The sequence below is a fragment of the Kitasatospora sp. NPDC093806 genome, from assembly GCF_040683335.1.
In the GTDB taxonomy this organism is placed as follows: Bacteria; Actinomycetota; Actinomycetes; order Streptomycetales; family Streptomycetaceae; genus Kitasatospora.
The window spans coordinates 67,913-83,898 of record NZ_JBFBDO010000026.1 but is presented as its reverse complement, the minus strand read 5'-3'; the positions used below and the strand labels follow the sequence as shown (position 1 = coordinate 83,898).

The following is a 15,986-nucleotide window of genomic DNA, read 5'->3' as shown; positions in this document are numbered from 1 at the left end:
GCCGCGGCGGGGCCCCCTCCGGGCCCCCGGCCCCCCCCCCGCGGGACCGCGGCGGCCCGACGCGTCACGGGGGAGAGGTGCTCAGACGGAGGCCTCGTCCAGCAGGGCGGTCTGCGCCGGGGTGAGCTCCAGCGCGGTGGCGGCCAGCAGCGGCGGGAGCTGCTCGACGGTGCGGGCGCTGGCGATCGGGGCGACGACCGTCGGGCGGGCGGTGAGCCAGGCCAGGGCGACGGTGGCGAGGTCGACGCCCTGCTCGGCGGCGACCGCGTCCAGCGCCGCCAGTACCCGGGGCCCGCGCGGGTCGGCCAGGTAGCGGCTGGCGCCCTCGGCGCGGGCGCTGTCCACCCCGGCGCCGCCCGGGCGGTACTTGCCGGTGAGGAAGCCGGAGGCCAGCGCGTAGTAGGGGACGGTGGCCAGGCCGTGCTCGGCGACCAGGTCGGCCAGCGGGCCCTCGAAGGTGGCGCGGGAGACCAGGTTGTAGTGCGGCTGGACGGCGGCGTACTTGGCCAGGCCCTCGCGGTCGGCGAAGGCGAGCGCCTCGGCGAGCCGCTCGGCGCCGATGTTGGAGGCGGCGACGGCGCGCACCTTGCCCTCGCGCACCAGCGCGTCCAGCGCGGGGACGAACTCCTCCACCGGGGTGTCGTCGTCCTGGTGGGTGTAGTAGAGGTCGATGTGGTCGACGCCGAGGCGGCGCAGCGAACCCTCGACGGAGGCCTTGATGTTGGTCTCGCCCAGCCCGCGGGCCTCGGGGTGCAGGCCGACCTTGGTGGCGATGACCACGGAGTCGCGGTTGCCGCGGCTGCGGAGCCAGTTGCCGATGATCGTCTCGGACTCGCCGCCGCCGTTGCCGGGCACCCAGGAGGAGTACATGTCGGCGGTGTCGACGAAGTTGCCGCCGGCCGCCGCGTAGGCGTCCAGGACGGCGAAGGACTGGGCCTCGTCGGCCGTCCAGCCGAAGACGTTGCCACCGAGGGAGAGCGGGAACACCGCGAGGCCGGAGGTGCCGAGCGGCACGTGACGGGGGGCGTCGCTGCGGGAATCGGTCATGGTCCGAGTCAACCGGATCGGCCGGGCGGGCATTCCGTGATTGGGGCGGTCTTCACACGCTTGTCGCACGCGCGTAGCGCGGAGTCCGGGTGTCGGGGCGGTCCGCTGATTCGTTAGAGTCCCTGCCATGGCTGACAACGACTACGACCCCGCCGGCAGCACCCAGATGTTCCGGGCCTTCGTCGAGGAGACCCCGGCACCTCAGGCGCCGGGCTCCGTCAACACCTACGGCAACAGCGGTGGCAACCGCACCGGCAAGATCGCGCTGATCGCGGTCGTCGCCCTCGCGGTGCTGGGCGCCGTCATCTGGCTGGCGGTCAAGTAACCCTCACGGTGGAGTGCCTGGCGGCCCCTCCGCTCCGGCCCGTGCCTCAGCAGGGCTTCCGCCAGGCGTCCAGTTCGAGCTTCTTCTGCATCGAGCTGAGGCCCAGGGCCTTGGTCTGGGCGCAGAACCGATCGGTGCCGAGCTTGTACTCGACGTGGAACACCGCCTTGCCCGCCTGGATGAAGGGGGAGAGGCGGGCGCACTCGTTGAACTGGGCGCACTCCTCGTTCACGGCGAAGTCGAAGTCGTTGAGGAGCGCGGGGATCTGCTCCAGGTCGTTCTTCAGACCGATCGCCAGGCCGCGTTCGTGGGCGAGCCCGGCGAGCATCCGGTTGTAGCGGAGCTGGTCCTCGCCGGTGAGCGGGAAGCCGCTCTTCTGGTTGTAGGCCTCGATGGTGTCGGGTTCGACGGCGTCGAAGCCCTTCTGCCTGCACATGTCGAAGCGGGCCGCCATCAGTGGCTTCAACTGGTCGATCTTGCGGATGTCGAACCACTTCTCGCCCTTCCAGCCGTTGCCGGAGCCCTGCAGGGCCTGGGCGAAGGCGGCGGAGTCGGGGCGGAAGTCCTCCCAGGAACCGGCGTTGATGTAGCAGATCACCTTGCGGCCCTTGGCGTGCAGGGCGGCGACCGTCGCGGCGTCGGTCTCGAAGCCGTCGACGTCGTAGACCGGGACGTCGACGGACTGGTCGACGCCGCCGCCGAGCTGCCACTGCCAGGTGAGGCCGGGGGTGGGCTGCCAACGGGCGCCGGTCGTGCCGCCGGTGGCGCCGCCGGTCGCGCCGCCCGGGCTGGTCGGCGTGCCGGGGGCGCTGGAGGTGCCCGGGGTCCCGGGGGTGCCCGGGGTGCCCGGAGCGGTCGTCGTACCCGGCGTGCCGGGGGTGCCCGGAGCGGTCGGCGTGCCCGGCGTGGGTGCCGGGGACGACGGGGTGCCGGGGGGCGTGCCGGGCGTCGTGCCGGCGGGCGTGTCGGTCGGCGAGCCCGGGACCGGGGCGGCGGTGGCCGCCGGGGTCCCGCCCGCCGTCGCGTCGGCCGAGGGGTCGTCCTCGTCGTCCGCGCCGGAGCTGCTGCACGAGGTCGCCAGCAGGGCGGTGGTGAGGGCGAGGGCGGCCAGCAGGGGCCGGGTACGACGGTTCACGGTGCTCGAACTCCGGGTGGGGTCGGTTGGGTTCGGGTACGGTCGGTCGGTCACACGGCGGCGAGGTCGTGCGGCAGGGTGCTCCAGGGGTTCTCCCCGGCGCCCGGCACCGCGCAGCCGACCCCGGCCCGGCGGGCGGCGATCAGGTCGGACGCCTCCCGGGCCAGTTCGGCGGGTACGTCGTAGACCAGGTGGCAGAACCGGGCGGCGGCGTGCCGGCCGGTCCACAGCGGCAGGGCCAGCTCCTGGTAGGCGGTCCAGTCACCCTCGAAGGTGACCAGCAGGTCGGCGAGCCCGACCTCGGCGTAGCCGGGGTCCGGGTGGTCGCCGTGGCCGAACACCACGGTGGCGCAGCCGGCCGCCCGGGCCGCGGTGGCGAGCCGCCGGTAGTGCGGCAGGGCGCCGGGCAGGGCCGGCACCTGGTCGAAGTAGACGCCGGTGATCCCGTGGCGCTGACGGTAGGTCAGGATGTCGTTCACCACGGCGGCGTGCGGGCGTCGGCCGTAGTCGGTGTCGGCGTAGCCGAGCAGCGGCAGGCCCGCCGCGCGGAGCCGCTCGGCGGCCTCGGCGAAGACGTGGTCGGGCTCGCCCGGGCCGTCGGCGAGGTTGAGCACGACGGCGGCGATCCGCTTCGGGTCGGCGGCGGCGACCGCCTGCCAGGCCGCCGGGTCCACCGCGGGGTGGACGTACAGCGGCACCAGCAGGCGGCCGTCGTGGTGGCTCGCGCCGGTCATGCGGTCGCCAGGGCGGCGTTGGCCGGGGTCGCGGTCGAGAGCCACAGGTCGCGCAGCGTCTCGTCGAGGCCGGTCTCCGGCCGCCAGCCGAGCTCCCGGGCGGCGGCCGACACGTCGGCCTGCTGCCAGGAGACGGCCGCCGAGCGCTCGGAGCCGGCGCCGCTCTCGTCGATCCGGCCGGTGAAGCCGGCCGCGGCGACCAGGCCGTCGGCGATCGCCCGGACCGGCCTGGCCTGCCCGGAGGCGAGGTTGAGCAGGCGCGGCAGCGGGCCCTCGGCGGTGACCGCGAGGCCGACGGCGCGGGCGATGTCCCGGGCGTCGACGAAGTCGCGGTGGGCCGAGAGGTCACCGACCCGGACCACTCCGGCGGCGCCCTCCGGCGCGGCCCGGCGCAGTTCGGCGGCGAGCCGGCCGGGCAGCGAGCCGGCCGGGGCGCCTGGGCCGACCGGGTTGAACACCCGCAGCACCACGGCGTCCAGCGGCGAGCTGGCCACCGCGAGGGAGCCGGCCAGCTTGGTGGCGCCGTAGACGCCGACCGGGCGGGCGTCGGCGTCCTCGGCGAGCGAGCTGCCGGGGGCGCAGACGCCGTACTCGCCGGCCGAGCCGATGTGCACCAGCCGGGCCTTCGGGGCGCCCTGTTCGAGCGCCTCGCAGAGCACGGCCGGGCCGCGGGCGTTGACCTCGGCGAGCTTGACGGCGCTGCCGGCCACCGCGCCGGCGAAGTTGACCACCGCGTCGGGGGCGAGCGCGGCCAGTTCCTCGCCGAGCGGGCCGGCCTGGGCGGTGGCCAGGTCGAGCCGCAGGTCGTGGTCGGGCCGCCGCCCGGCGGTCAGCACGGTGGCGCCGGGCAGGGCGCGCAGGACGGTGGCGGCGTGCCGGCCGAGGAAGCCGTCGCCGCCGAGCAGCAGGATCCTCACGCGGCCCGTCCGTCGTTCTCGGCGCCGGCCGGCAGCGCCACGGCCGGCTGGCCCTCGGCGTCGTCGGCGGCGGTGTCCGCGTCGGGGGCGGTGCGGGCGGCGGGGATGGGCAGCTCCTGGCCGTCCGGCACGGCGTACAGGCCCTCGGCCGAGGTGGCCGAGACGGCGGACGCGGCGGCGGGGGCGGCGGAGTCGTCCGGCAGCAGCAGCGAACGGTTCAGCGGGAACTCGGCGTTGGCCCGGTCGTAGTCGTCCGGGCGCCCGATGTCGAGCCAGTAGCCGCCGAACTCGTAGGCGGCCGGCGGGGTCCCGGCGGCCAGCAGGTCCAGCACCAGCTCGTCGAAGCCGAGCGGCAGGCCGGGGGTGTACGTGGCGAGCGCGGCGCGCGAGACGCCGTACACGCCCATCGAGACCCGGTAGTCGATGCTCGGCTTCTCCTGGAAGCCGGTGATGGAGCCGGCCTCGGTGGTGAGCACCCCGAAGTCGATCTTCACCTGGCGGGCGTAGGTGGCGATGGTCAGCGGAGCCCCGGCTTCCTCGTGGTGCTTGAGCACCCCGGCGAAGTCCAGGTCGGTGAGCACGTCGCCGTTCATCACCAGGAAGTTCTCCGGCAGCCGGTCCTGCATGGTGAGCAGCGGGCCGAGGGTGCCGAGCGGGCTGTCCTCGACCGCGTAGCCGACCCGCAGGCCCCACTGGGAGCCGTTGCCGACGTAGGCGCGGATGATGTGGCCGAGGTGGCCGATGGCCAGGGTGACGGTCTTGAAGCCCGCGGCCGCGAGCTGGCGCATCACGATCTCCAGGATCGCGTGCTGGTCGCCGATCGGGACGAGCGGCTTGGGGAGCGCGGTGGTGTACGGGCGCAGTCGGACGCCTTTACCGCCTGCCAGGATCACTGCGTGCATTGGTGTTTCCCCCACGGAAGTCGATGCGGTGCGACGGGTGCCTTCGGGGCCGGGCACGGCCGAAGACGGGGCCGGGTCAGACGTTGTAGATGTCGGTCTTGTAGCGGGCCAGGTTGGCCGGGTCGCGGAAGAACTCGATGGTCTGCTCCAGGCCCTCTTCGAGGGAGTACCGCGGGGCCCAACCGGTGGCGGTGCGCAGCCGGGTGGCGTCGGCGACCAGGCGCATGACCTCGGAGTTGGTCGGGCGGATGCGCTGCTCGTCCTCCTTGACCGCGACGTCGACGCCCATCAGCTTGCCGACCAGGGTGACCAGGTCGCCGACCGAGATCTCGCCGCCGGTGCCGGCGTTGAAGGTGCGGCCGACCACGGTCTCGGCGGGGGCGGTGCCGACCGTGCGGAAGGCCAGCGCGGTGTCCTTGACGAAGGTGAAGTCGCGGGTGGGGCGCAGGTCGCCGAGGGTGATCTCGGTCTCGCCGGCGGCGAGCTGGGCGATCACGGTCGGGATGACGGCGCGCATCGACTGGCGCGGGCCGAAGGTGTTGAACGGGCGCAGGGTGACGACCGGGGTCTCGAAGCTCGCGTGGTAGCTGTCGGCCAGCCGGTCCCCGCCGGCCTTGGAGGCGGCGTACGGGGACTGGGTGTTGATCGGGTGGTCCTCGGTGATCGGCACGGTCTGCGCGGTGCCGTAGGTCTCGCTGGTCGAGGTGTGCACCAGGCGGGGGATGTCCTGGTGGCGCACGGCCTCCAGCACGTTCAGGGTGCCGGTGACGTTGGTGTCGATGTACGAGTGCGGGGCCCGGTAGGAGTACGGGATCGCGATCAGCGCGGCCAGGTGGTACACCGTCTCGGTGCCCTTGACCAGGCCGTTGACGGAGCCGGGGTCACGGACGTCGCCGAGGACGATCTCCACCGAGTCCAGGACCTCCTTGGGGAGGGTCTCCAGCCACCCGAAGGAGGAGAAGGAGTTGTACTGGACCATCGCGCGGACCTGATGGCCGTCGGCCACCAGGGTCTCGACGAGGTGGGAGCCGATGAAGCCCTCGGCTCCGGTGACAGCGACGCTGCTCATGGGTGATTCGCTTTCTGTGTCTTCGGGGACTTGCCGTTCCGGCCCGGCCGGGTGTGGACGGTGTGGTGGCCGGCCGGTGCTCGGTTCAGCGGTGCTTGGTGGTGCGGCCGAGCACGGGCCCGGCAATGGCGGTGAGGACCACGGCCGCGGCCCCGCAGCCGAACAGCTGCAGGACGGTCGGGTCCGCACCGGTCAGCAGCCCGGCGCACTCGGCACCCGCGGCGGCCAGACAGATGAGGGCGGTGCTCCAGCTGAGCCCGAAGGCGTTCAGCAGCAGCGCCAGCCAGAGCGAGCCGCCGAGCAGCAGCAGCGCGCCGAGCTCCGGGACGCCCAGCGCAGGGGCGCCGGGCCAGAGCACGGTGGCGGCGGCGTCGAGGGCGGCCACGGTGGTGAGGTAGATGAACAGGCAGCCGAGCAGCACGCCGCCGGTGCGGCGGACGAACTCGCCCGGGGTGTGGCTGGTCCGCAGGGCGGCGACGGCCATCGCCCGGTAGCGGAAGAGCAGCCACTCGGCGAGGCCGAGGCTCAGCGTGAGGGCGATCATGGCCGGCCCCGTCGGGCTGGCCGATGCGCCCTCGGCGCTGCCGGTGCGCACCGCGTGGTGCACGGTGACGCCGAGTCCGGCGATCAGGGTCAGGGTGCCGACGGCCAGGCCGAACAGCAGGTGCGGGACCTCCTTGGTGAGCGACAGCTTCAGCGGGACCGGTTCGGGTTCGGCGCGCCGGCAGCGCAGCAGCTCGCGGGCGGCCAGGCCGATCGCGAGGCCGAGCGAGGCCAGCAGTACCGAGGTGCGGACCAGCTGCGGCACGTCGACGGCGAGCACGACGCCCGCGCCGACCGCCGACGGTGCCAGCGCCAGCAGCAGGAACTTCTCCCGGCCGAGCACCAGCAGCACGGTGGCGGCCGCCAGGTAGCCGGACTGCCCGGCGGCGAAGCAGAGCGCGCCCAGCGGCCCGCCGACCACGTACCCGGCGGTGGCCGCGACCAGCGCGCCCAGCGGCGCCCCGATCGCCAGGCAGGTCCCGGCCGAGCGGCGCCGGCCCCGGCCGAGCCAGGCGTACGAGCGGTGCGCCAGCGCCTGGTTCCAGGACCAGCTGACCAGCGTCGCGACGGACAGCGCGAGCATGCCCGAGGGCAGCCCGAAGCGCATCCGGTCGGCGGCGAACAGGTTGGCGCCGAGCAGGTAGCCGAGGCCGGGCAGGGCGAACACCAGGCCGCGCACGACGCAGCGCCAGGGGTCGGCCCGCCAGGGGTTGGCGAACTCGGAGCTCGGGCCGGGGTAGCGGCGTTCGACCCGTTCGAACAGCTCCTCGGCGACGGTGAAGGCGTCGGGGCGGCCGTACAGCAGCCCCGCCTGCTCGTCGGAGAGGCCGTCGGACTCCAGGAAGGCCGCGATTTCGTAGGGGTGGACGGCGTCGGCGCAGACGTCGCGCAGCCGCTCGGCGAGTTCGTCCAGCGGGTCGGGCGAGAGGTCGAGCTGCTCGTCGGCCGGCTCCGGACGCTGCCCGGGCAGGGTCGGGCGGCGCCGCTTGAGCGGCAGGACGCGCAGCTGTACGGTCTGGTCGGCCTCGTCCGGGACGAGACGCAGGGGCCCGCTCATGCGCCCACCTCGCTGCGCTCGGCGAACCCGGCGTCCTGCCCCCAGTCGGGGGCCGGCGGGCCGTCGGTGACGGCGACCACGCCCTCGGGCAGCCAGCGGGCGGTGCCCAGCAGCTCGGTGTAGATGCCGCGGAAGCCGTCGATGTTCTGGCGGAGGGTGAACTGCTCGATCACCCGCAGCCGGGCCTGCTCGCCGAGCCGGGCCCGCCGCTCGGGGTCGCGCAGCAGCTCGATCGCGGCCGCCGCCATCGGCTCGGGCTCGCGCGGCGGGACGACCAGGCCGGTGTCGCCGACCGCCTCGCGCACCCCGCCGACGTCGGTGGAGACGGTGGAGCGGCCGCAGGACATCGCTTCGATCAGGGTGAACGGGAAGCCCTCGCTGATCGAGGAGAGCATCACCACGTTCCCCGCCGCGTACGCGTCGGTGATGTCCGCGACGCGGCCCTCGAAGGCCACCGAGTCGGCGACGCCGAGCTCGGCGGCCAGGGCTATGCACCCGTCGCGGTACGCCTCGCCGCCCTTGGGCGTGCCGCCGAACAGGCGCAGCCGGGCGTCGGGTATCTCGCGCCGCACGATCGCGAAGGCGCGGATCAGCGTCTCCAGGTCCTTGATCGGGTCGACCCGGCCGGCCCAGCTGAGCGTGGGGGTCTCCGGCTCGGGCCCGGCGGGCGGGAAGGCCGCCGGGTCGACGCCGTTGTAGACGGTGCGGATGTGCGCGGAGGGCGTGCCGCCGCGCTCCTCCCAGCGCCGGTTGTACCGGTTGCCGGGGGTGACCAGCGCGGCCCGCCGGTAGCTCTCCTCGGCGAGCATCCGGTAGAAGCCGAGCAGCAGCGCCTTGACCGGCCAGCGGTAGGGGCCGGTGCGGTAGCCGAGGTAGCGCTCGCGCAGGTAGATGCCGTGCTCGGTGAGCAGAAACGGTACGCCGAACTGCTGTGAGGCGATCAGGCCGGGCAGCGTGGCCAGCCCGCCGCTGGCGGCGTGCGCGACGCCGTCGCGCGGCGGCTCGACCGCGAGCGGCCGCAGGGCGTGCTCCAGCAGGTCGGTGGCGTTCAGCGCGTCGTGCAGGGTGGGCCGGGAGACGGCGGTGGAGAGGTACTCGCGGGTCCACACGTGCTGGAGGGTGCGCAGGGCGCGCTCGCTGCGCAGCGCCGGGCTGAGCAGCCCGCGCCGGGCGAGGTCGGCGAAGCCGTACAGCTCGGTGCCGAAGTGGGTGGTGTAGACCGGGTCCAGGATGGAGTGCAGGAAGCGCTCGTAGGCGTTGAGGAAGCGGCGCAGCTCCTTGCCGCGCGGCGCCCGGGCCTCGACGGCCGGACCCCACAGCGGTGCCGTGGTGACCGACCGCACGTTGGCGGGCAGCTCCCAGGCCAGTGGTTCGTGGCCGGTGCCGGTGACGGCGATGATGTCGAAGTCGACGTCCGGCATGCCCTGGACGAGCTGGTCGCACCAGACGCTCACGCCGCCGTGCTGGTGCGGGTACGTCCCCTCGGTGAGCAGGGTGACGCGCATCTCTGTCCCCCCTCCTGTTCTTGCGTCAAAGCCCCCGGCGGTGTCGGCCGGGTCGGGTGGTTCCGGTGGCGGGCCGGGAAGGCCCGGCCCGCCACCGGGTCACCTGTCTAGCGGGTACCGGTCTTGCCGGCGGTCTTGCGGGCGGGGTCGGCCTTCCCCCCGGAGGCCTTGCCCTTCTGCGGGGTGGTGGCCTTGCCGGCGGTGCCGGTCGCCGCACCAGCAGTGGTACCAGGGGCGGCGTTCTTGCCCGCCACCGGGGCCCCACTGCCGGGGACGAGGGTCGGCGCGTCGGTGCGGTCGGTGTCACCCGGGCCGGCCGGGACGGCGTCCGCGGTGCCCTGCGGGACGACCTTGGTGTCCGCCGGGGCCGGGGCGGTGACCGACTTGGCGGCGACGCCCGGGCTGACCGCGGCCGGGGCGGCCGGGGCGGCCGCGGCGGGCAGCTTCAGCTGGACGCCGCTCTGCAGCTGGCCGGGCTTGACCCAGCCGGAGAGCGAGCCGGCGTAGGCGGTGCCGAACCCGGTGGTGCCGATGGCCAGCTGCTGGACCGTGCCGGTCGGCATGGTGGCCTGGACCTGGACGCCGGCCGGGGCGCTCACCATGACGGTGTCGCCGGTGCGGTAGGCGGTGACGTGGCCGGAGGCGAGGGCCGCGTTCCAGGCCGCGCGGCGCTGGAACTCGACGCCGAGGTCCTTCTGCGCCAGGTTCACGATCGGGGTGCTGTCGGCGTGCAGCGACCGGTAGGTGGAGAGGATCTTCTCCAGCACCGGGTAGACGATCCGGTCCTCCGCCAGGTTCGACTGGTGGATGAAGTGCGGCCGCGGGTCGTTGTTCAGCACGTGGCCGAGGTCGATCCGGGCCTCCAGCGGCACGATGTACGACTGGTAGCCGGTGTTGACGTCCAGCGGGGCCGGCAGGCAGGTGGAGTTGGCGTTGTTCTCGCAGACGCCGCTGCCGCCGTTGGCCTTGCTGGTGTAGATCCAGTTGTACTCGTCGGCCTCCTCCTTCGCCGTGCCGGCGTTGTAGAAGACGTTCATCGGGTAGCGCGGCACGGTCAGCGTGGACGAGCCGACGGCCCGCTGGGCGGGCTCGCGGGAGGCGTCGCTGGCGGTCCACTTGACCCCGTTGGCGGCCAGCGAGGGGGCCAGGTACGGGTTGTCGCTGGTCTCCTGCGGCGCGGTCAGCAGGCCGGAGTGCTCACCGGTCACCAGCTCGCTCTTGTCGAGGCGCAGGCCCCGGGCGGTGGCCCAGTCGAGGTTGTTCTTGATCTGGGAGGTGATGGTGGCCTGGTCGACCCAGACGGTGTTGCCGGAGGCGTCCTTGGTGCACTTCCACGGGACCACCGAGACGTCCTGGAGGCAGCCCAGGTACGGGTGGGTGTAGGTGTGGTTGATCCACCGGTAGCTGTTCTGGTCGGTGACCATCTGGTCCACCACCGGGTCGGTGGTGACCTGGTGGTCGGCCTTCCAGTCCTCGCTGCCGCCGCCGTTGAACACCATGTCCATGGTGAAGTTGTTGGCGGCCTGCCACTGCTTGGCGTACTGCGCGTCGGCGACCGACATCCGGATCGGGTTGGCCGTCTCGGGGGTGCCGGGCGGGCAGGTGACGTCGCCGGGGGTGCACTTGAGCACCGTGTCCCAGCGGTCGTCGGCCAGGAAGACGTCGTCGACGTGGGCCGCGAAGTAGTTGCGGTCGTAGCCGAGGTGGACGCCCTGGGTTATCCAGTCGACTATGCCGCGCGCCAGCAGGCGGTACTGCTGCTGGTACTGGTTGTAGACGAAGGTGACGACCAGCTCCTTGCGGCCGGCGTGCTCGTACTCGCCGACCAGCGAGCCCTTCGCGGTGCTGCCCGGGATCGGCACCTCGACCAGCGGGGTGAAGCTCGAACCGGCGGGCAGGGTGGCCAGCGGCGTGGCCAGGTAGCCGTAGCTCTCCGAGACGTTCGGGTCGTTGTCCTCGAACGGGACGGCGCCCTTGAGGTAGCCGAACGGACCGGCCAGGCCGGCCGTGGAGACCTGGCCCTGGAAGCCGTCCAGGGTGCCCATGTAACCGGGGTTGACCGCCCAGTTCAGACCGACCTCGGGACGGGCGTAGGTGTACGCGTCGACCTGGCGGACGTTGAACGCGGCCTCGTAGGCGGCGATCGCGGTCATCTCGGCGGAGCCGGCCGCGAACGGGTTGTCGTTGGGCAGCACGATGCCCTGGTACTTGCCGCGCGGCTGGCCGTTCAGCGTGTCGCTGAGGAAGGCGGCGTCGATCACCGGACGATTGGCGTCGTTCAGGTCGACGAGCTTGTAGGGCGTCCCCTGGCTCTTCAGCTCCGCGGCGATCGCGGCCGTCGCCGGGCCGCCGTCACTGATCACCAGGACCGTGAGGTCGATCCGGGGCGTCGTGCCGGCAGCCTGTGCGAGGGATGACTGCAGGCCACCGGCCAGCAGAACGGCTGCCGCGCAGGCGGCAACTCTTCGGGTCGCTCGACCCATGTCGTCTTTCCTCCCCTGGGCAGGGCGCTCCGCTGCTCGGCGCTCACCTGCCCTGTCGCTGTTCGCGGGCAGCAGGCTGCCCGGCGTCCATCCTGGTGGAGACTCCGTTCCAGATGGGACCAAATGGGCAGGAGTGCAGCGAATCTGTTACCAACGTTCATGGTCAGTCCATGAGGGCGCTGATTGTGGCGGAAACCGCACCGGCCGCGCAAATAATGAAATGAAAATTAAAACTCGGAGCCTGAGCGTTACCGCTGCTCACCCACCGTGCGATCGGATGGCTGGTCGGGACCCTACACTGGCGGCGTTGCCCGTGACACTGTTGCACAACCTGTCGTTTCGGTGGGCAGGTTCATGCAATATCGCGCAGGGTCGTGTCACGTCACCGTCCGAATAACAATGGAGGCCGCCGCGTGACCGAGCAGCAGACCGAGACCGCCGCTATTCCGGCCGCCCGCAGCCTGGGTCTGCTCGGCGCCGTCAACGCCCGCGATCTCGGCGGGTACCGGACGGCCGGCGGCCGGGTGCTCAGGTCCGGCGTCGCCCTGCGCAGCGACGGCCTCAACCGGCTCACCGGTGCCGACCTCGACCGGCTGACCGGGCTCGGCCTGCGCCGGATCGTGGATCTGCGCAGCCGGGACGAGGTGCGCGAGGCCGGCGCCGACCTCGCGGTGGACGGCGCGACGCTGCATCACCTGCCGGTGTTCGCCGCCGACTTCGACATCTCCACGGCGCTGCGCGAGGCGCTCGCCGACCGCGACCCGGGGAAGCAGCGCGCCCTGCTCGGCGACGGCCGGGCGGAGGCGATGATGACCGGCCTGTACCGCTGGTTCGTCACCGACAAGATCGCCCGCGAACGGTTCGCCGCCGTCCTGCGCCTGCTGGCCGACCCGGACGGCGCCCCGCTGCTGTTCCACTGTTCCGCCGGAAAGGACCGCACCGGCTGGACCGCGGCGGTGCTGCTCACCGCGCTCGGGGTGGACCGGGAAACCGTGTACACCGACTATCTGCTCACCAATGAGCGCTCGGCCGCCGTGGTGGAAACGATCTTGGAAAGCATCGGCACCCGCGGCCTGATGAGCGAACCCGAACTGCTGCTGCCGGTCTTCCGGGCCGAGCGCCACTACCTGGCGGCGGCGTTCGCGGAGGTCGAGGCCGGCTGGCCGGACTTCGGGGCGTTCTGGACGGACGGCCTCGGGCTGGACGACGCGGTGCTGGACGGCCTGCGGGACCGGCTGCTGGAGCCGTAGGCCGGACGGGCGGGCGGACGGACGGGCGGGCCGAGCGGGCGTCAGCCCTCGCTGATCAGGCCCTCGCGCAGCTGGGTGAGGGTCTTGGTGAGCAGCCGGGAGACGTGCATCTGGGAGATGCCGATCTCCTCGCCGATCTGCGACTGGGTCAGGTTGCCGAAGAACCGCAGCATGATGATCCGGCGCTCGCGCGGCGGCAGCTTGGCCAGCAGCGGCTTGAGCGACTCCCGGTACTCCACGCCCTCCAGCGCGAGGTCCTCGTAGCCGAGCCGCTCGGCCAGCGGCCCGTCGCCGTCCTCCTCGCCCGGGCTGGAGTCCAGCGAGCTGGCGGTGTACGCGTTGCCGACCGCCAGGCCCTCGACCACGTCCTCCTCGCTGACGCCGAGGCAGCCGGCCAACTCGGCGACGGTGGGGGAGCGGTCGAGGCGCTGGGAGAGCTCGTCCCCCGCCTTGGTGAGCGCCAGCCGCAGCTCCTGGAGCCGCCGGGGCACCCGGACCGACCAGCTGGTGTCCCGGAAGAAGCGCTTGATCTCGCCGACCACGGTCGGCATCGCGAAGGTCGGGAACTCGACCCCGCGCTCCGGGTCGAACCGGTCGATCGCCTTGATCAGGCCGATCGTGCCGACCTGGACGATGTCCTCCATCGGCTCGTTGCGGCTGCGGAACCGGGCCGAGGCGTAGCGGACCAGCGGCAGGTTCAGCTCGATCAGGGTGTCGCGGACGTAGGTGTGCTCCGCGCTGCCCGGTTCGAGGGCGGACAGCCGCAGGAACAGCGAGCGGGAGAGCGTCCGGGTGTCCAGTGCGGCAGCAGGTCCGGCACCCGGCCCGGCGGCGGGCGGCGGCGGCGCGGCGTCCGGCGCGGCGCCAGGCGCCGGCTCGACCCGCTGGAGCGGGATCTGTGCCGCCGCGAGCTCCGCAGCGTGGATCTCCGCAGTGCCCAGCTCTCCGGACATGCGCCCACCCCCTCGTGACTGACGGTTCAACGGGGGCCGTCGACGGAACGTTCCCGCGCCCCCGGCGGGCCCCCTTCCCCTCCATACCGGCCCGTGAACCCCGGCAAACCCGAACGTCGCGAGATGTCACGCGGTGGTAACGCGCAGCGATCCGGCCGCGCCGCGGTCCGGCCGGTCACTCCTCCCAGGAGTTCCCGGTCCGCAGCCTGGTCAGGATCCGGGAGAGCAGCCGGGAGACGTGCATCTGGGACATCCCCAGCTCGGTGCTGATCTGGGACTGGGTCAGGTTGGCGAAGAACCGCAGCATGACGATCCGGCGCTCGCGCTCGGGCAGCTGCACCAGCAGGTGGCGGACCATGTCCCGGTGCTCCACCTCGGCCAGCGCCGAGTCCTCGTAGCCGAGCCGGTCGAGCAGCGCCAGCCCGCCCTCGTGCTCCTGGGCGGCCTCCAGCGAGGCCGCGTTGTACGCCCGGCCGGCGTCCAGGCAGGCCCGGACGTCCTCCTCCGGGATGCGCAGGCTGGCGGCGATCTCCGGCACCTTGGGGACCCGGCCGTGGGTCACCGTCAGCTCCTCCATCGCGCCGCTGACCTGGACCCAGAGCTCCTGGAGCCGACGCGGGACGTGCATGGTGCGGACGTTGTCCCGGAAGTAGCGCTTGATCTCGCCGAGGATGGTCGGCAGCGCGTAGGTCGGGAACTGCACGCCGCGGCCGGGGTCGAACCGGTCGATGGCGTTGATCAGGCCGATCGTGCCGACCTGGACGACGTCCTCCATCGGCTCGCTGCGGCTGCGGAAGCGGGTGGCGGCGTACCGGACCAGCGGGATGTTGACCTCGATCAGGGCGGCCCGGACCCGCTCCCGCTCGGGGGCGTCGGGGGGCAGTTCGGCGAGGCGTTCGAAGAGCACCCGGGTGAGGGTCCGGACGTCGACGGCGGGGCGTCCGCCGGGGCCGCGCAGGCCGTCCGGGCGGAGTTCGCCGGCCGGGCTGATCACGGCGGCCAGCACCTCGTCGTCCGGTGCGCTGCCTGGTGTCCGCACGGACACGTCACCCCTCCCAACTTCGCCGACGGTGGGACCTGCGGACCGGGTGCGTCTCGTTCACCACCTAGCCATGTCCGGCAAAACCGGTCATAGCATCACAAGGCGGGCGCACGTCGGGCAAGTACCGCACCGAGGTGTGTTGGTGCCCGGCCCGGCCCGGAGCGGGGCCGTGGCGGGGCGGCCGGGGGATCGTTCCGGGACAGAGCAAGGCGCCCCGCCCGGGTTCCGGGCGGGGCGCCGCGGGCCGTCCGGGGGACGCGCCGGCCGGAGCCGGGGCGTCCCGGGGCGGGCCGCCGGGCTCAGACCTCGATGTCGGCGATCACCCAGGTGGCGAACTCGCGCCACTGACCGGCCGCGGCCTGGTGGTCCGGGTGGGTGAGGTACGCCTGGAGGGCCTCGCGGTCCTCGACCAGGCTGTTGATCGCGTAGTCGTAGGCGATGTCGCGGTCGGTGGTGTTCCAGCCGCACTCCCACTCGCGGAGCTCGGGGATCAGCGGACCGAGCTCCGCGAAGGCCTTGGCGCCGGCGAGCGCGCGCGCGTCGTCCTTGCTGACGCCTTCGTTGAGCTTGAACAGGACCAGGTGCCGGATCACGATGCCGCTCCTAGCGGACGGGGGGTCGATGGACGGCCCCACCGTAGCCGGTGGGGCCGGCGCTACTTCACCAGCCCGGTCATGAAGGTGCCGATCGCCTTGGCGGCGTTGGAGATGCCTTCGAAGCCCAACTGGACCAGCTCCGCCGCGCGGGCCGGCGAGGTGATGATCGTGTAGAGCACGAAGATGAGCAGGAGGACCATTCCGATCTTCTTCGCCTGCGCCATCCGGTGACCTTCCTCCCTGCTGTGGGCCGCCGCCGTTCGATCCCCGATCGGCCCTCTGCCGGGGGCAGCTTATCCACCCGGACGGCCTATCAAGTGTGCGACGCGTTCGCCCGGCGGGACGAAGGTCCCCGCGACGGGGGCCTTTCTCCGGGTGCCCGGGCCGGAGTCGGACGGCAGGATGGAGGACGTACCGAGGATCTGGCA

The 15,986-nt window shown here is 73.1% G+C and carries 14 protein-coding genes and 1 pseudogene; 2 read left to right on the top strand and 13 right to left on the bottom strand.

Annotation, left to right across the window (positions count from 1 at the left end):
* Positions 1–81 precede the first annotated feature (81 nt).
* Positions 82–1,047: an aldo/keto reductase gene (locus AB0N76_RS16070; protein WP_363557426.1), complete on the bottom strand. Its 966-nt coding sequence runs from the start codon at positions 1,045–1,047 to the stop codon at positions 82–84.
* Between the two features lie 127 nt (positions 1,048–1,174).
* Between AB0N76_RS16070 and AB0N76_RS16065 the strand changes: the two genes are divergently transcribed.
* Positions 1,175–1,372, top strand: a complete 198-nt coding sequence (locus tag AB0N76_RS16065) for a hypothetical protein (RefSeq protein WP_363557424.1) — start codon at positions 1,175–1,177, stop codon at positions 1,370–1,372.
* 46 nt (positions 1,373–1,418) lie between these two features.
* On the opposite strand, the gene AB0N76_RS16060 is transcribed toward AB0N76_RS16065, so the two are convergent.
* From AB0N76_RS16060 to AB0N76_RS16025, 8 genes and pseudogenes are all read right to left on the bottom strand, one after another.
* The gene (locus tag AB0N76_RS16060) at positions 1,419–2,507 is read right to left on the bottom strand and encodes an endo alpha-1,4 polygalactosaminidase (RefSeq protein ID WP_363557422.1); all 1,089 of its coding nucleotides are present in this window, start codon (positions 2,505–2,507) and stop codon (positions 1,419–1,421) included.
* A gap of 50 nt (positions 2,508–2,557) precedes the next feature.
* Positions 2,558–3,241, bottom strand: a complete 684-nt coding sequence (locus AB0N76_RS16055; protein ID WP_363557420.1) for a spherulation-specific family 4 protein — start codon at positions 3,239–3,241, stop codon at positions 2,558–2,560.
* Positions 3,238–4,158, bottom strand: coding sequence for an NAD(P)-dependent oxidoreductase (locus tag AB0N76_RS16050; protein WP_363557418.1), 921 nt, complete (start codon positions 4,156–4,158; stop codon positions 3,238–3,240). The genes AB0N76_RS16055 and AB0N76_RS16050 overlap by 4 nt, the downstream gene beginning before the upstream one ends.
* 200 nt (positions 4,159–4,358) lie before the next feature.
* Positions 4,359–5,060 (bottom strand): annotated as a pseudogene (locus AB0N76_RS16045) (sugar phosphate nucleotidyltransferase); the annotation flags it as partial.
* A 76-nt stretch (positions 5,061–5,136) separates the two neighbouring features.
* Positions 5,137–6,129: an SDR family NAD(P)-dependent oxidoreductase gene (locus tag AB0N76_RS16040; protein WP_363557416.1), complete on the bottom strand. Its 993-nt coding sequence runs from the start codon at positions 6,127–6,129 to the stop codon at positions 5,137–5,139.
* An 85-nt stretch (positions 6,130–6,214) separates the two neighbouring features.
* A complete protein-coding gene (locus AB0N76_RS16035) occupies positions 6,215–7,729 on the bottom strand; it encodes a hypothetical protein (protein WP_363557414.1) in 1,515 nt (504 codons plus the stop codon).
* The gene (gene pelF, locus AB0N76_RS16030) at positions 7,726–9,234 is read right to left on the bottom strand and encodes a GT4 family glycosyltransferase PelF (RefSeq protein ID WP_363557412.1); all 1,509 of its coding nucleotides are present in this window, start codon (positions 9,232–9,234) and stop codon (positions 7,726–7,728) included. Before pelF ends, AB0N76_RS16035 begins: the two co-directional genes overlap by 4 nt.
* Positions 9,235–9,341: 107 nt before the next feature.
* Positions 9,342–11,717 carry a hypothetical protein gene (locus AB0N76_RS16025; protein WP_363557410.1) on the bottom strand — a complete coding sequence of 792 codons (2,376 nt, stop codon included), beginning with the start codon at positions 11,715–11,717 and terminating at the stop codon, positions 9,342–9,344.
* Positions 11,718–12,130: 413 nt separating this feature from the next.
* Between AB0N76_RS16025 and AB0N76_RS16020 the strand changes: the two genes are divergently transcribed.
* The gene (locus AB0N76_RS16020) at positions 12,131–12,967 is read left to right on the top strand and encodes a tyrosine-protein phosphatase (RefSeq protein ID WP_363557408.1); all 837 of its coding nucleotides are present in this window, start codon (positions 12,131–12,133) and stop codon (positions 12,965–12,967) included.
* 41 nt (positions 12,968–13,008) lie between these two features.
* Here the strand turns inward: AB0N76_RS16020 and AB0N76_RS16015 are convergent, their stop codons facing one another.
* The 4 genes from AB0N76_RS16015 to AB0N76_RS16000 form a co-directional block, all read right to left on the bottom strand.
* Positions 13,009–13,920: an RNA polymerase sigma factor SigF gene (locus AB0N76_RS16015; RefSeq protein WP_363557406.1), complete on the bottom strand. Its 912-nt coding sequence runs from the start codon at positions 13,918–13,920 to the stop codon at positions 13,009–13,011.
* 175 nt (positions 13,921–14,095) lie between these two features.
* Entirely contained in the window at positions 14,096–14,965 is an 870-nt protein-coding gene (locus AB0N76_RS16010) for an RNA polymerase sigma factor SigF (RefSeq protein WP_363557404.1), read from the bottom strand.
* Positions 14,966–15,261: 296 nt separating this feature from the next.
* Positions 15,262–15,555, bottom strand: coding sequence for a Dabb family protein (locus tag AB0N76_RS16005; RefSeq protein ID WP_363557402.1), 294 nt, complete (start codon positions 15,553–15,555; stop codon positions 15,262–15,264).
* 62 nt (positions 15,556–15,617) lie between these two features.
* Positions 15,618–15,782 (bottom strand): hypothetical protein, encoded by a 165-nt coding sequence (locus AB0N76_RS16000; RefSeq protein WP_363557400.1) that lies wholly within the window; start codon positions 15,780–15,782, stop codon positions 15,618–15,620.
* Positions 15,783–15,986 lie beyond the last annotated feature (204 nt).

What these genes read in the sequence shown, in the direction of transcription:
- pelF (WP_363557412.1), bottom strand. Translation starts at nt 9,234, where the DNA reads ATGCGCGTCACCCTGCTCACCGAGGGGACGTACCCGCACCAGCACGGC.
- AB0N76_RS16055 (WP_363557420.1), bottom strand. Translation starts at nt 3,241, where the DNA reads ATGACCGGCGCGAGCCACCACGACGGCCGCCTGCTGGTGCCGCTGTAC.
- AB0N76_RS16015 (WP_363557406.1), bottom strand. Translation starts at nt 13,920, where the DNA reads ATGTCCGGAGAGCTGGGCACTGCGGAGATCCACGCTGCGGAGCTCGCG.
- AB0N76_RS16025 (WP_363557410.1), bottom strand. Translation starts at nt 11,717, where the DNA reads ATGGGTCGAGCGACCCGAAGAGTTGCCGCCTGCGCGGCAGCCGTTCTG.
- AB0N76_RS16070 (WP_363557426.1), bottom strand. Translation starts at nt 1,047, where the DNA reads ATGACCGATTCCCGCAGCGACGCCCCCCGTCACGTGCCGCTCGGCACC.
- AB0N76_RS16065 (WP_363557424.1), top strand. Translation starts at nt 1,175, where the DNA reads ATGGCTGACAACGACTACGACCCCGCCGGCAGCACCCAGATGTTCCGG.
- AB0N76_RS16035 (WP_363557414.1), bottom strand. Translation starts at nt 7,729, where the DNA reads ATGAGCGGGCCCCTGCGTCTCGTCCCGGACGAGGCCGACCAGACCGTA.
- AB0N76_RS16000 (WP_363557400.1), bottom strand. Translation starts at nt 15,782, where the DNA reads ATGGCGCAGGCGAAGAAGATCGGAATGGTCCTCCTGCTCATCTTCGTG.
- AB0N76_RS16040 (WP_363557416.1), bottom strand. Translation starts at nt 6,129, where the DNA reads ATGAGCAGCGTCGCTGTCACCGGAGCCGAGGGCTTCATCGGCTCCCAC.